The sequence below is a fragment of the Actinospineispora acaciae DSM 45401 genome, assembly GCF_000620785.1.
GTDB classification, from domain to species: domain Bacteria; phylum Actinomycetota; class Actinomycetes; order Mycobacteriales; family Pseudonocardiaceae; genus Pseudonocardia; species Pseudonocardia acaciae.
Genome location: NZ_JIAI01000008.1, coordinates 360,178 through 372,081, shown reverse-complemented (window position 1 = coordinate 372,081; position 11,904 = coordinate 360,178). Strand labels below are relative to the sequence as shown.

The following is an 11,904-nucleotide window of genomic DNA, read 5'->3' as shown; positions in this document are numbered from 1 at the left end:
CCCGTGAGTGGTTAGCGTTGCTATGACAACGCTAACCACTCACGGGTTCGGGTGCGGACGCGGATGCGGGCGCCGTGGTGCGGCACCAGGGTGATGGCCTTGACCCGCTGGCGTTCGGCGGGCGCGGTGGTGGGTTCGAGGTGGACGCGGCGGAGGATCTCGCGGAGCACGACACGCATCTCGATCAGCGCGAACGTGGCGCCGAGGCAGCGGCGGCCACCGCCGCCGAAGGGCAGCCAGACGGTCGGCGGGGGCGTGGTGCGCAGCATGCGGTCGGGGTCGAACCGCTCCGGGGTCGGGTACCTGTCGGCGGACTCGTGCACCAGGCCGATCCCTGGCATCACGAGCGTGCCGGCCGGCAGGCGGTAGCCGGCCACCTCGGCGGGCGCGGTCAGCTTGCGGGCGACGTCGTAGACCACCGGGCGAATCCGCAGCGACTCCTTGACGATCGCGTCCAGGTAGTCGTCGTCGCCGGAGTCGGCGGCCTCGACGGCCCTGCGCAGGATCTCGGGGTGGCGGACCAGCCGTTCCAGCGTCCAGCTCAGGCCGGTCGCGGTGGTCTCGTGACCGGCGGCGAGCAGGGTCACGAGCTGGTCGCGCAGCTCGTCGTCGGTCATCCCCCTGCCGTCCTCGTCGGCGGCCCGGACCAGCATGGACAGCACGTCGGGGCGCTCGGCCAGCTCCGGGTCGGCGCGGCGGGCGGTGATCTCGGCGCGCAGCAGCCGGTCGGCCTCCTCGCGGCGGCGGCGCACCCCGTGCCACGGCCGGTGGCGCAGCAGCTCGGGGTAGATCATCGAGGTCACGTCGAGCAGGCCCATGTTCACCACCGGCGGCAGCGCGCGGCGCAGGGCGGCCAGCCGCTCCGGCTCCCGGGTGCCGATCACCGTGCGCAGGATGACCTCGAGGGTGATCGCGGCCATCCTCGGCGCGACAGGGAACGCCCGCCCGACCGGCCAGCGGGCCACGTCCTCGGCGGCGATCTCGGCCATCAGGTCGGCCTGGCGGCGCACCGCGTCGCGGTGGAACGGCGGCAGCATCAGCCGGCGCCGGTCGCGGTGCCTGTCCTCGTCCAGCAGCAGCACCGAGCTGTCGCCGAGCACGCCGCGCAGCACCGAGTTGGCCTCGCCGGCGTGGTAGACGGCCGGGTCGCCGGCGAACACCGTCTTGATGTCGGCGGGGTTGGTCAGGTAGACGATCGTGCCCGAGGGCGCGGCGTACACGGTGAACGTGTCGCCGTAGCGGCGGCGGCAGCGCCGCAGCCAGTGGTGCGCGAACCGCCACATGAGGACGGTCTGCGCCGCGTGCGGCATCCGAGGCCCTGGTGGAAGTCCATCCCGCATGATCAACATCATACGCTTGTATAAAACGGTCGTCTAGCTTCTTTCGTCGTAGGACGCGCGCGCGACGCTGACCGCGGGCATCTGCTCCTCGATCCAGTACGCCAGCCCCGCCACCTGTCGGGCCGCCGGCTCGCCGAGCTCGGTGAGCGAGTAGTCCACGTGCGGCGGGATCACCGGGTGTGCGACCCGGCGTACGAAGCCGTCGCGTTCCAGGCGTCGCAGGGTCTGTGCGAGCATCTTCTCGCTCACGCCGCCGATCCGGCGGCGCAGCTCGCTGAACCGGCAGGTGCCGTCCAGCAGGATCGCCAGCACCAGCACTGCCCAGCGGCTGGTGACGTGCTCCAGGACGGCCCGGGATGGACACTTCGCGTCGTAGACATCCACCACATGCCCGTCAACCTCGACACTTACCCGCATGCAATTACCGTACTTCAAAGTGGGTACTTACGAAAAGATAGTGTCCCGACCTAACGTGCTCCGCGAACCTCAGAGAGATCGGAGCACGCATGATCGTCATCACCGGAGCCACCGGACGCCTGGGCCGGCTCGTGATCGCCAAGCTGCTGGCCGCCGGCGTCCCGGCCGACGACGTGGTCGCCGCCGCCCGCACCCCGGAGCGGGCGGCCGACCTTGCCGAGCGCGGTGTACGGGTGCGCCACGCCGACTACGACAAGCCCGAGTCGGTGGCCACCGCGCTGGCCGGGGCCGACGCCGTGCTGCTGGTCTCCGCGCCAGACCCCACCCGGGCGCGCGAGGAGCAGCACCGGGCGGTGATCGACGCGGCGGTGGACGCCAAGGTCGGGCTGCTGGCGTACACGAGCATCCTCGGCGGCGACCGGGCCACGTTGCGGCTGGCCGACGCGCACCGGGCCACCGAGGCGCTGGTCCGCGAGTCCGGGCTGGACCACGTGATGCTGCGCAACGGCTGGTACACCGAGAACTACACCGAGCACCTGGCGGTGGCGCTGGAACACGGCGCGATCGTCCGCTCCGCGAGCCCGGAGGCCCGGGTGGCGTCCGCGGCCATCGAGGAGTACGCCGAGGCCGCCGCCGCCGTCCTCACCGCGAAAGAGACCGACCGACGGTCGGTCTACGAGTTGAGCGGCGACACCGCGTGGACCATGGCCGGCCTGGCCGAGGAGGTGTCCCGGCAGGCCGGCCGCACGGTGGAGTACCGCCAGGTGAGCCCGGAGGAGCACCGGGCGATCCTGGTCGGCGCCGGCGTACCCGGCGCGGTCGCGGACCTCCTGGTCGACTCCGACGCCGCCACCGACCGAGGCGAGCTGGCCGCCACCCCCGGCGAGCTGAGCCGACTGATCGGGCGCGCGACCGCACCGCTGGCCGACGCGGTGGCCGCCGCGATCAGGCCGTGACCGGCCGCTCCGGCAACGGGTAGTACGGCAGCTCCAGGTCGTTGATCGCGCGCATCATCCGCCGCATGATCAGCGAGGACCCCGGCAGGTGGGTCATCGCCAGCACGCCGAGCAGCTGCAGCGCGACGCCGAGCCGGCTGGTCGGGGCGACCCGCTTGGCGTTGTCCGAGCCGAACTTCTGGTTGGCCAGTACGAACCCGCGCATCCTCCGCTCGTACTCCGCGAACGCGGCGCGGTGGTCGCCCGGGTGCGCCGCCAGCTCTCCGGCCAGCAGGTAGGCCCCGACGATGGCCAGGCTGGTGCCCTGGCCGGAGAGCGGCGACGGGCAGTACCCGGCGTCGCCGAGCAGCGCCACCCTGCCCTTCGTCCAGGAGTCCATCCGGATCTGGGCGCAGGAGTCGAAGTAGAAGTCCGGCGAGTCGTCCATCTGGTCGAGCAGCCAGGGCACCTGCCAGGACATCCCGGACATCCGCCCGCGCAGGATGGCCTTCTGCTGCTCGACGTCGCGGTAGTCGTACTCCAACGGCCCGGAGCGGAAGCTCAGGAAGGCCATCGCGTCGCGGTTGTCGTGGATGCTGCGGATGCCCGCGGTGAGCCCGCCCGCCTCGCCGTAGCCGAGCATCCACCTGTCCAGACCGAGGTGGTTGGGCACGGTGAAGAACGACACGTAGTGACCGAGGTGGTGCGGCGGCTCCGGCCCGAACGCCAGCGAGCGAACCCCGGAGTGCAGCCCGTCCGCGCCGACGACCAGGTCGAACCGGCGCTCGGCCCCGCCGGCGAACCGCACGTCCACCCCGTCGGCGTCCTCGCTGAGCCCCTCGACGCGGTCGCCGAACAGGTACTCGGTGTGCTCGTTGGTGGCGTCGTAGAAGACCTCGGCCAGGTCGCCGCGCAGGATCTCGATCTCGGCGACCAGGCCGTCGCCGTCGTACATGTCCGAGCGCATGGTGACGATCCGGCGGTTGCTCCTGGTCACGTAGGAGACGCCGCGGGTCTCGGTGCAGGCGGCGCGGACCTGTTCGTCCAGCCCCATCCGGCGCACCACCTCCTTGGCGACGCCCCGCACGTCGATGGCCTGGCCGCCGGGGCGCAACGCCGGTGCCCGCTCGACGACCGTCGCCCGCAGCCCGAACCTGTGCAGCCAGTGCGCGAGCGCCGGCCCCGCGATGCTTGCGCCCGAGATCAGGATGTGTGTCACGCCGCCCCCTTCGAAACCCGGGCGGACTGTACGGCCAGCGCGAACGCACCGGCAACGGAGTTGCGCAACCCCTGATCGACATCAGACGGACGTCTGAAGTGGACGGCTACGCTGTGCGCATGGGACACCGCGAGGACCTGCTGGCCGCCGCGCGCCGGTGCCTGGAGGAACGCGGGTACGCCCACACCACCGCCCGCGACCTGGTCGCCGCCTCCGGCACCAACCTGGCGTCCATCGGGTACCACTTCGGCTCCAAGGATGCGCTGCTCACCGCCGCGATGAGCGAGTCGTTCCGGGAGTGGGCGGAGCGGGTGCGCGCGCTGGCGCTGGCCGCCGAGCCGGACGCGGACCCGGTCCGCATGCTGGTCGCGTCCTGGGGCGCCATGCTCACCTCGTTCACCGAGTACCGGGGCCTGGCGGTGGCGTTCATCGAGGCCATGGCCCAGGCCGAACGCAGCCCCCAACTCCGCGCCGAACTCGCCGACCTCTACGCAACCAGCCGTGCCCAGGTCGCCCACATGATCACCGAACTGAGCGACCTCACCGAGCCCCAGGCCAGCACCCTCGCCGCCTTCCAAATAGCCCTCTGCGACGGCCTACTCGTCCAATGGCTGGTAAACCCCGACGCCACCCCGTCCCCCGGAGACCTCGTATCCGCCCTGCACGCCGCCCTAACCCCCCGCGAGTCGGGACATTTGTCAGGGTGAGTCGGGATATTTGTCAGACCGCCTCGACCAGCGCCCGGGCGCCCGGATGCCACGGCCGGTGCACCGGGCCGGTGAGTACGAGCGTGCGCGCCAGCTCCGGCAGGAGCGGCACCAGAGCCAGGCCCGGCCCCTGCATGCCGGCGGCCAGCCCGGGCACCACGCTCACCCCGACCCCGGCCCGCACCATGGCGAACAGCGTGCTCATCTGCCGCACCCGGTGTGTCGGCGTGAACGGGCTGCGCGAGCGCCGGTGCAGCTCGCGGACCTGTGGCTCGCACCCGCCGACGGAGAGCAGGAAGTCGTCGTCGGCCAGGTCGGCGAGGTCGACGGCGGCCTGACCGGCCAGCGGGTGGTCGGCCCGCAGCACGGCGTGGAACCGGTCGGTGCCCAACACCGCGCCCCGCTCCGGCGCCGGCCGGGGGTCGACCAGCACCGCGAGGTCCGCCGAGCCGCCCTCCAGCCAGCCGGCCACCTCGTCGTCCTCGCCCTCGAACAGCGTGACCGTCAGGTCCGGGAAGTCCGCCCGCCACCGCGTCAGCAGCCCGGGGAGCAGCCCGTGGCACACCGTCGGCGGCGCGGCGACGGTCAGCTCGCCGCGCGGGCGGGCGTCCGGGTCGGCCGCGAGCACGGTGATCGCCGCGACGGCGGCCACCGCGGCACGGGCGTGGTCCAGGATCCGCTCGCCGAACAGGGTGGGCACCGGGCGGGGCTGGCGGGTCAGCACCGGGCGGTCGGTGGCGCGCTCCAGGGCGGCGATCGCGTGCGACACGGCCGACTGGCTGATGCCGAGACGGTCGGCGGCCGCGCCGAACCCACCGGTGTCGGCGACCGCCACGAACGCCCGGAGCTGGGTGACCCCGATGGCCATGAGCATCCCTCATGAGGAGATACGAATGACTTGTTGGACTCATGATGGCCGGTCACCCACGATCCTGTCCATGCACACAAACCGGTGGTGGCCCGGGTTCGTGGCGCTCTCCGCGATCTGGGGTTCGAGCTTCGCGCTGATCAAGGTGGCGGTGGAGGCCGGGGTGCCGCCGGCCTGGGTGGCGCTGTGGCGCTGCTGCTTCGGTGCGTGCGCGCTGTTGGCGGCCTGCGCGGTGCGCCGCGCGCCGCTGCCCCGCGACCCGGTGACCTGGGCGCACGCCGCCGTGGTCGCGGCGCTGTTGAACGCCGTCCCTTTCGCGCTGCTCGCGCACGGCGAGTTGCTGGTCAGCTCGGTGCTGGCCGGTGCGCTCAACGCGACCACGCCGCTGGCCACGCTGGTGTTCGCGGTGCTGCTGGTGCCCTCGGAGCGGCTGAGCAAACGGCGGGTGTTCGGGCTGCTGGTCGGGCTCGGCGGGGTGCTGGTGCTGCTCGGCGTCGGCCCCGGGCAAACCGCCGGGCAAGGCGCCGGAGAAGGCGCGCTGGCCTGCCTGGCGGCCACGCTGTGTTACGGCGCCGGGTTCGCCTACACGCGGCGGTTCTTCTCCGGCCGGGGCGGGTCGGCGGTGGCATTGTCGGCCGCGCAGATCGGCACCGCCACGGTGGAGCTGGCGCTGGTCACGCCGTGGCTGGCCGGCCCTCCGAGCTGGCCGGGGGCGACCGCGGCGGTCGCACTAACGCTGCTCGGGGCGGTGGGCACCGGCTACGCCTACATCCTGAACCTGCGGGTGATCAGGGCGGCCGGCGCGGCGGTGGCGGCCACCGTGACGTACCTGACCCCGGTCTGGTCGACGGCGCTCGGCGCGCTGCTGCTGGCCGAACCCGTCGGCTGGCACACGGTGGCCGGCGCCGCGCTGGTGATCGCCGGGATCCTGGTGGCAACGCGACGTCTCCCCGGCGCCGGCACGAGCGCGGCACCGGGGAGACGACCCCGCGGCGGTAGGTCAGGCGACGGCGACCTGGGCGCGGTGCAGGCCCGGCCCCGACGCCGTTAGGCGGGTCTCGCCGTTGCCCGAGCGGGACAGCGCGCGCACCGTCCACGTCCCTGGCCCGGCGAAGAACCGGAAGTCACCGGACGCCGAGGAGACCACCTCGGCGGTGAACTCGCCACCGCCGTCGAGCAGCCGGACGAACGCCCCGGCCACCGGCTGCTCGTCCGCGCCGACCACGCGGCCGACGAACACCGTCTCCTTGGTCAGGTCCGTGCCGGCCGGCAGCTGCTGCGCCTGGTCCGGAGCTCCGCACATCAGGAACCACTCCCCAGCTCGATCGGCGCGCCGACCAGCGAGCCGTACTCGGTCCACGACCCGTCGTAGTTCTTCACGTCCGAGTGCCCGAGCAGCTCGCGCAGCACGAACCAGGTGTGGCTGGAGCGCTCGCCGATCCTGCAGTACGCGATGGTCGCCTTGGAGCCGTCCAGCCCCGCCTCGCCGTACAGCTCGCGCAGCTCGTCGTCGGAGCGGAACGTGCCGTCCTCGTTGGCCGCCTTGCTCCACGGCACGTTGATCGCGGTCGGGATGTGCCCCGGCCGCTGGGACTGCTCCTGCGGCAGGTGCGCGGGCGCCAGGATCTTGCCGGAGAACTCGTCGGGCGAGCGGACGTCGACCAGGTTCTTGGTGCCGATCGCGTCGATGGCCTCCTGGCGGAACGCCCGGATGGACAGGTCCGGCTCCTTGGCCGAGTAGCTGGTCTGCGCGCGCGACGGCACGTCCTTGGTCAGCGTGCGGCCGTCCAGCTCCCACTTCTTGCGGCCGCCGTCGAGCAGCTGCACCTTGTCGTGTCCGTACAACTTGAAGTACCAGTAGGCGTACGCGGCGAACCAGTTGTTGTTCCCGCCGTACAACACCACCGTGTTGTCGTTCGAGATGCCCTTCTCGGAGAGCAGCTTCTCGAAGCCGGCCTTGTCCACGAAGTCGCGGACCACCGGGTCCTGCAGCTCCGTCTTCCAGTCGATCCGGACCGCGCCCGGGATGTGCCCGCCCTCGTAGGCGGTGGTGTCCTCGTCGACCTCGACGAACACGACCCCGTCTGCGTCGAGGTTCTGTTCGGCCCAGTCCGCGGAGACCAGGGCTTGCTCGCGGCTCATGTGTGTTTCGCTCCTCGGTGTGGCACTGCGCATCTGTGTGGGACGGGTTCGAGCACGGACGTCCGCGAACCGGGTGCGAGCATGGCTCCGAGAAGGAGTTGACGGCCCGTCAGCCGGACGCGAAGGCTCGACCGATGGCCGAGCGCGGTCGGTCCGTGCTCAGCGGGCCGGACACAGGCAGCTGCCGACGCGGCACAGGTCGACTGCGCGGCGACGGGTCAGCGGCCAATACACGGCGTACAGGGTAACCCGTTCCAGCCGGGTGTGGTTAGACCTGAGACTGGCCACTCACGGGGTTCCGGCGCGGCGGCCGGAGGAGCCCGAGCTGATCACGAGGTCGTGCGCCACGCCGGAGACCTCCAGCGCGCTGTCCACCGCGCGCAGCGAGGTCGGCCTGACCTCGAACGGCAGCGTGCCGGGGTCCAGCTTCACGGTGAACATGCCGCGCAGCGCGGACTGGGCCGCCGCCGGGAGCTGCTTGGCCTGCGAGCCGGTGCCGATCCGGACGTCCCTCGGGCTGATCTGGACCTGCCGGCCGACCAGCTGCAGCACCGCGATCGCCGAGACCTCGGTCTTCTGCCCGAGCACCGACGTGGTGGCCACCATCCGCACCGCCTGGTCGGGGGTGATGCCGTCCACCGAGGAACCGGGCGCGGCGGCCGAGGAGTTGGCCAGCGCGGCGTCCAGTGCGCCCTGGTCGACCGGGCCCACTACCAGCTTGGTCACCCCGGGCATCTGGCGCATCAGGTCGTCCTTGGTGATCTGCACGGTGCCCTTGGCGTCGTCCACCCTGATGCTGCGCAGCGAGCCGCCGAGCAGCTCGCCCAGCGGCGCCCGCACGTGGTACAGCTCGGTGCGCACGCCGACCGCGCGCAGCGGGCCGACGGTCAGCCGCTCGGCGGAGACGTCGATCTGGCGGTAGTCGCCGGCCAGCGCCTGGGTGATGAACGGGAAGCCGTTGATCTTCACGGCCGGGGTGTCCGGCAGCGCCAGCTGCTCACGCATCCGGGTGGCCACCTGGTATTCGGCGGCGGACGCGGAGGCGAAGTCGGCGGCGACCAACAACACGATCGCCACGACAAGTCCGATCACGATTCGCTTCATCCAGTATCTCCCGTACGGGTATGGCCCACCCGAACCCCGTCGCGCGACGGCGTGACCTGCGACGCGCGGGGGTCACCGGTGGTGCTTACCCCGGTATCCTCCCCGTTACGACGAATTCAGGGCCCACCGGGTGTCCGTGCCGTGCGGAGGAGGCAACGAATGGAGTTGCTACTGCTCACCGCAGATCCGAGCCCCGAGGCGGTGCTGCCGGCGCTGTCGCTGCTGCCGCACGGGGTGCGCACCGGCGCGCCCGAGGTCGCCGCGCTGCTCGACGCGCGCCCGCACGACGTGGTGCTGGTGGACGCCCGGAGCGACCTGGTCGCCGCGCGCGGGCTGTGCCGGCTGCTGGGCACCACCGGCATGGAGGTGCCGATCGTCGCGGTGCTCAACGAGGGCGGGCTGGTCGCGGTCTCCGGGGAGTGGGGGGTGGACGACATCCTGCTGCCCGGCGCGGGCCCGGCCGAGATCGACGCCCGGCTGCGGCTGCTGCGGACCCGGCCCGGGGTTGAGTCCGGGGACGGCGGCGCGCTGGTGCTCGGCGAGCTGGTCATCGACGAGGCGACCTACACCGCGCGGCTGCGCGGGCGGGTGCTGGAGCTGACGTACAAGGAGTTCGAGCTGCTCAAGTACCTGGCCCAGCACGCCGGGCGGGTGTTCACCAGGGCCCAGCTGCTGCAGGAGGTCTGGGGGTACGACTTCTTCGGCGGGACGCGGACGGTGGACGTGCACGTGCGGCGGCTGCGCGCGAAGCTCGGCCCCGACCAGGAACAGCTGATCGGCACCGTGCGCAACGTCGGCTACAAGTTCGTCCGTCCCGGGCGGGGCGGGGCGAACGCGAAGAACGCCAATAGCGGCACCGCGGAGGTCGATCCGCTGGCAAACCCTCCGAGTAGCACCGAGGAGGAGGCGAGGGTCGGCCAGCGCGGGTAGCCTCGGGCCGTGTGAGCGTTGATCTGATCTGGCGCTCGGCCCCGGACGGCGCCGAGGTGACGGCCCTGCTGGACGCCGCCACCGCCGCCGACCACACCGCCCCGATCTCGGAGAACGCGCTGCTGAACCTGCGCGGGCGGGGCGGCGCGCACCTGCTGGCCCGAGCCGGCTCCGAGCTGGTCGGATACGCGGGCATCGACCTCAGCGACGCCGACGAGGTCGTCGGGGAGCTGGCCGTGCATCCCGAGCACCGCCGGCACGGCGTGGGCACCGCGTTGGTCACCGCCATGCTGGAGCGCGCGGACGGCACCCCGCTGCGGCTGTGGGCGCACGGCGAGCACCCCGGCGCGCTGCGCATTGCGGAGAAGCTGGGGTTCCGGCGGGTGCGGACGCTGTGGCAGATGCGGCGGAGCCTGGACACCCCGGAGATCCCGGAGCCGGAGCTCCAGCCCGGCGTGCGGCTGCGGACGTTCGTCGTCGGCGCCGACGAGGCGGAGTTCCTGCGGGTCAACAACGCCGCGTTCGACTGGCACCCGGAGCAGGGCGGCTGGGACATCGAGCAGGTCAAGGTGCGCGAGGCCGAGCCGTGGTTCGACCCGGCCGGCTTCCTGCTCGCGGTGGACGAGAACGACAGGCTGCTGGGCTACCACTGGACGAAGGTGCACCCCGAGGGGATCGGCGAGGTGTACGTGCTCGGCGTCGACCCGGCGGCGCAGGGCGGCGGCCTCGGCGCCGCGCTGACCCTGGCCGGGCTGCGGCACCTGCGCGGGCTGGGCCTGCGCGACGTGATGCTCTACACCGAGGCCGACAACCACGCCGCGGTGCGCGTCTATCAGAAACTGGGGTTTACCCGCTGGCACGCCGATGCCGCGTTCCTTCGTTGACCTAACGATATACCGGGGACCATCGCCGGGCGGAGAACGTCACAGCAGGTCACGGCCCGTCAACGGGGAGGTCACGTCCGGGTGGCCAAACCGCTTCGGCGGCCGTGGGGTCGATCACGAAGAGCCCTCTGTTCACTCTCCGTTTACCTTTTCGGCGGATGACGTCCACCCTGCGTCCCTACCGTCCTGCGGTGAAGCGGCCGCCCCGAGCCGCACGATCCAATCCCGGAGGACCTTCGTGAAGCTCAAGCGGCACGGTGCCGTGCTCGCGCTGGCTGCGGCCGGCGCGATGGCCCTGGCGGCCTGTGGTAGCAACCCGACCCCCAGCGGCGGCGGTGGTGGTGGCGCCGGCGGGGCCGCCCCGGGGGTGAACTGCGGTGGCAAGCAGAACCTGTCCGCCGAAGGCTCCTCGGCGCAGAAGAACGCCGTGGACGTGTTCATCCAGGCCTACCAGCAGCAGTGCGGGGGCAAGAACCTGGCCTACAACCCGACCGGCTCCGGCGCCGGGGTGAAGCAGTTCAACGCCGGCCTGGTCGACTTCGGCGGCTCGGACTCCGCGCTCAAGGACGCCGAGGTGGCCGCCGCGCAGCAGCGCTGCAAGGGCAACCCGGCGTGGAACCTGCCGCTGGTGTTCGGCCCGGTGGCCATCGCCTACAAGCTCGACGGCGTCACCGGCCTGACGCTCAACGGCGAGACCGCCGCCAAGATTTTCAACGGCCAGATCAAGACCTGGAACGACCCGGCGATCGCGGCGCTGAACAGCGGCGCCCAGCTGCCCAACACGCCGATCAGCGTGGTGTTCCGGTCCGACGAGTCGGGCACCACCGACAACTTCCAGCAGTACCTGCAGGCCGCCGGCAAGGGCGCCTGGACGCAGGGTGCGGGCAAGAAGTTCAACGGCGGTGTCGGCTCCGGTGCCAACCAGTCCGCCGGCGTCGCCCAGTCCGTGTCCGGCGCGAACGGCTCGATCACCTACGTCGAGCTGTCCTACGCCCAGGACAACAAGCTGAGCATGGCCAAGCTGGACAGCGGCTCCGGCCCGGTCGAGCTGAACTCCGCCGCGGTCGGCAAGGCCATCGAGACCGCCAAGGTGACCGGCCAGGGCAACGACCTGAAGCTGGACCTCAAGTCCGTCTACGGCGGCAACACCGCGGGCGCCTACCCGCTGATCCTGGCCACCTACGAGATCGTCTGCTCGAAGGGCTACGACCCGGACGTGGCGCAGGCCGTCAAGGCGTTCCTGACCACCGCCGCGACCAGCGGCCAGGCGCAGCTCCCCGATGCCGGCTACGCCCCGCTGCCCGAGTCGTTCAAGGCCAAGCTGCTCACCGCCATCCAGGCCATCGCCTAACCCGCCG

14 protein-coding genes are annotated in these 11,904 nt (G+C 72.1%); 6 read left to right on the top strand and 8 right to left on the bottom strand.

The genetic code is table 11. The annotated features are described in order from the left end of the window. Window positions 1-20: 20 nt before the first annotated feature. Both N912_RS0131975 and N912_RS0131970 read right to left on the bottom strand, forming a co-directional pair. Window positions 21-1,340 carry a cytochrome P450 gene (locus N912_RS0131975; RefSeq protein ID WP_211261463.1) on the bottom strand — a complete coding sequence of 440 codons (1,320 nt, stop codon included), beginning with the start codon at window positions 1,338-1,340 and terminating at the stop codon, window positions 21-23. 33 nt (window positions 1,341-1,373) lie between these two features. Then, window positions 1,374-1,757, bottom strand: a complete 384-nt coding sequence (locus N912_RS0131970; RefSeq protein ID WP_028925601.1) for a winged helix-turn-helix transcriptional regulator — start codon at window positions 1,755-1,757, stop codon at window positions 1,374-1,376. 89 nt (window positions 1,758-1,846) lie between these two features. On the opposite strand from N912_RS0131970, the gene N912_RS0131965 reads away from it, so the two are divergent. Continuing rightward, window positions 1,847-2,713 carry an NAD(P)H-binding protein gene (locus N912_RS0131965; RefSeq protein ID WP_037067572.1) on the top strand — a complete coding sequence of 289 codons (867 nt, stop codon included), beginning with the start codon at window positions 1,847-1,849 and terminating at the stop codon, window positions 2,711-2,713. Here N912_RS0131965 and N912_RS0131960 read toward each other — a convergent pair. Then, complete coding sequence (locus tag N912_RS0131960; protein WP_028925599.1) at window positions 2,703-3,911, bottom strand: FAD-dependent monooxygenase; 1,209 nt, start codon at window positions 3,909-3,911, stop codon at window positions 2,703-2,705. The genes N912_RS0131965 and N912_RS0131960 overlap by 11 nt on opposite strands. 119 nt (window positions 3,912-4,030) lie before the next feature. On the opposite strand from N912_RS0131960, the gene N912_RS0131955 reads away from it, so the two are divergent. Beyond that, window positions 4,031-4,618, top strand: coding sequence for a TetR/AcrR family transcriptional regulator (locus N912_RS0131955; protein WP_028925598.1), 588 nt, complete (start codon window positions 4,031-4,033; stop codon window positions 4,616-4,618). A gap of 13 nt (window positions 4,619-4,631) precedes the next feature. On the opposite strand, the gene N912_RS0131950 is transcribed toward N912_RS0131955, so the two are convergent. Continuing rightward, window positions 4,632-5,486 carry a LysR family transcriptional regulator gene (locus tag N912_RS0131950; RefSeq protein ID WP_028925597.1) on the bottom strand — a complete coding sequence of 285 codons (855 nt, stop codon included), beginning with the start codon at window positions 5,484-5,486 and terminating at the stop codon, window positions 4,632-4,634. A 70-nt stretch (window positions 5,487-5,556) separates the two neighbouring features. On the opposite strand from N912_RS0131950, the gene N912_RS0131945 reads away from it, so the two are divergent. Next, the gene (locus N912_RS0131945) at window positions 5,557-6,537 is read left to right on the top strand and encodes a DMT family transporter (RefSeq protein WP_064745452.1); all 981 of its coding nucleotides are present in this window, start codon (window positions 5,557-5,559) and stop codon (window positions 6,535-6,537) included. Here N912_RS0131945 and N912_RS0131940 read toward each other — a convergent pair. The 4 genes from N912_RS0131940 to N912_RS55990 all read right to left on the bottom strand — a co-directional run bounded on the left by N912_RS0131940 (window position 6,487) and on the right by N912_RS55990 (window position 8,732). Further along, complete coding sequence (locus N912_RS0131940) at window positions 6,487-6,789, bottom strand: DUF1416 domain-containing protein (protein WP_028925595.1); 303 nt, start codon at window positions 6,787-6,789, stop codon at window positions 6,487-6,489. The genes N912_RS0131945 and N912_RS0131940 overlap by 51 nt on opposite strands. After that, on the bottom strand, window positions 6,789-7,628 hold the full coding sequence (locus tag N912_RS0131935) for a sulfurtransferase (RefSeq protein WP_028925594.1): 840 nt from the start codon (window positions 7,626-7,628) through the stop codon (window positions 6,789-6,791). Before N912_RS0131935 ends, N912_RS0131940 begins: the two co-directional genes overlap by 1 nt. 159 nt (window positions 7,629-7,787) lie before the next feature. Next, entirely contained in the window at window positions 7,788-7,862 is a 75-nt protein-coding gene (locus N912_RS67115; protein ID WP_425415334.1) for a putative leader peptide, read from the bottom strand. Between the two features lie 54 nt (window positions 7,863-7,916). Beyond that, the gene (locus N912_RS55990) at window positions 7,917-8,732 is read right to left on the bottom strand and encodes an LmeA family phospholipid-binding protein (RefSeq protein ID WP_037067570.1); all 816 of its coding nucleotides are present in this window, start codon (window positions 8,730-8,732) and stop codon (window positions 7,917-7,919) included. A gap of 159 nt (window positions 8,733-8,891) precedes the next feature. On the opposite strand from N912_RS55990, the gene N912_RS0131925 reads away from it, so the two are divergent. The 3 genes from N912_RS0131925 to pstS all read left to right on the top strand — a co-directional run bounded on the left by N912_RS0131925 (window position 8,892) and on the right by pstS (window position 11,897). Then, the gene (locus N912_RS0131925) at window positions 8,892-9,662 is read left to right on the top strand and encodes a winged helix-turn-helix transcriptional regulator (RefSeq protein ID WP_028925593.1); all 771 of its coding nucleotides are present in this window, start codon (window positions 8,892-8,894) and stop codon (window positions 9,660-9,662) included. Between the two features lie 11 nt (window positions 9,663-9,673). Beyond that, the gene (gene mshD, locus N912_RS0131920; protein ID WP_051581089.1) at window positions 9,674-10,546 is read left to right on the top strand and encodes a mycothiol synthase; all 873 of its coding nucleotides are present in this window, start codon (window positions 9,674-9,676) and stop codon (window positions 10,544-10,546) included. A gap of 238 nt (window positions 10,547-10,784) precedes the next feature. Beyond that, entirely contained in the window at window positions 10,785-11,897 is a 1,113-nt protein-coding gene (pstS, locus tag N912_RS0131915) for a phosphate ABC transporter substrate-binding protein PstS (protein WP_028925591.1), read from the top strand. Window positions 11,898-11,904 lie beyond the last annotated feature (7 nt).

Excerpts from the sequence above, each read along its gene's own strand:
- N912_RS0131975 (WP_211261463.1), bottom strand. The coding sequence starts at position 1,340 with ATGCGGGATGGACTTCCACCAGGGCCTCGGATGCCGCACGCGGCGCAG.
- N912_RS0131970 (WP_028925601.1), bottom strand. The coding sequence starts at position 1,757 with ATGCGGGTAAGTGTCGAGGTTGACGGGCATGTGGTGGATGTCTACGAC.
- N912_RS0131965 (WP_037067572.1), top strand. The coding sequence starts at position 1,847 with ATGATCGTCATCACCGGAGCCACCGGACGCCTGGGCCGGCTCGTGATC.
- N912_RS0131955 (WP_028925598.1), top strand. The coding sequence starts at position 4,031 with ATGGGACACCGCGAGGACCTGCTGGCCGCCGCGCGCCGGTGCCTGGAG.
- N912_RS0131950 (WP_028925597.1), bottom strand. The coding sequence starts at position 5,486 with ATGGCCATCGGGGTCACCCAGCTCCGGGCGTTCGTGGCGGTCGCCGAC.
- N912_RS0131945 (WP_064745452.1), top strand. The coding sequence starts at position 5,557 with ATGCACACAAACCGGTGGTGGCCCGGGTTCGTGGCGCTCTCCGCGATC.
- N912_RS0131940 (WP_028925595.1), bottom strand. The coding sequence starts at position 6,789 with ATGTGCGGAGCTCCGGACCAGGCGCAGCAGCTGCCGGCCGGCACGGAC.
- N912_RS0131935 (WP_028925594.1), bottom strand. The coding sequence starts at position 7,628 with ATGAGCCGCGAGCAAGCCCTGGTCTCCGCGGACTGGGCCGAACAGAAC.
- N912_RS55990 (WP_037067570.1), bottom strand. The coding sequence starts at position 8,732 with ATGAAGCGAATCGTGATCGGACTTGTCGTGGCGATCGTGTTGTTGGTC.
- N912_RS0131925 (WP_028925593.1), top strand. The coding sequence starts at position 8,892 with ATGGAGTTGCTACTGCTCACCGCAGATCCGAGCCCCGAGGCGGTGCTG.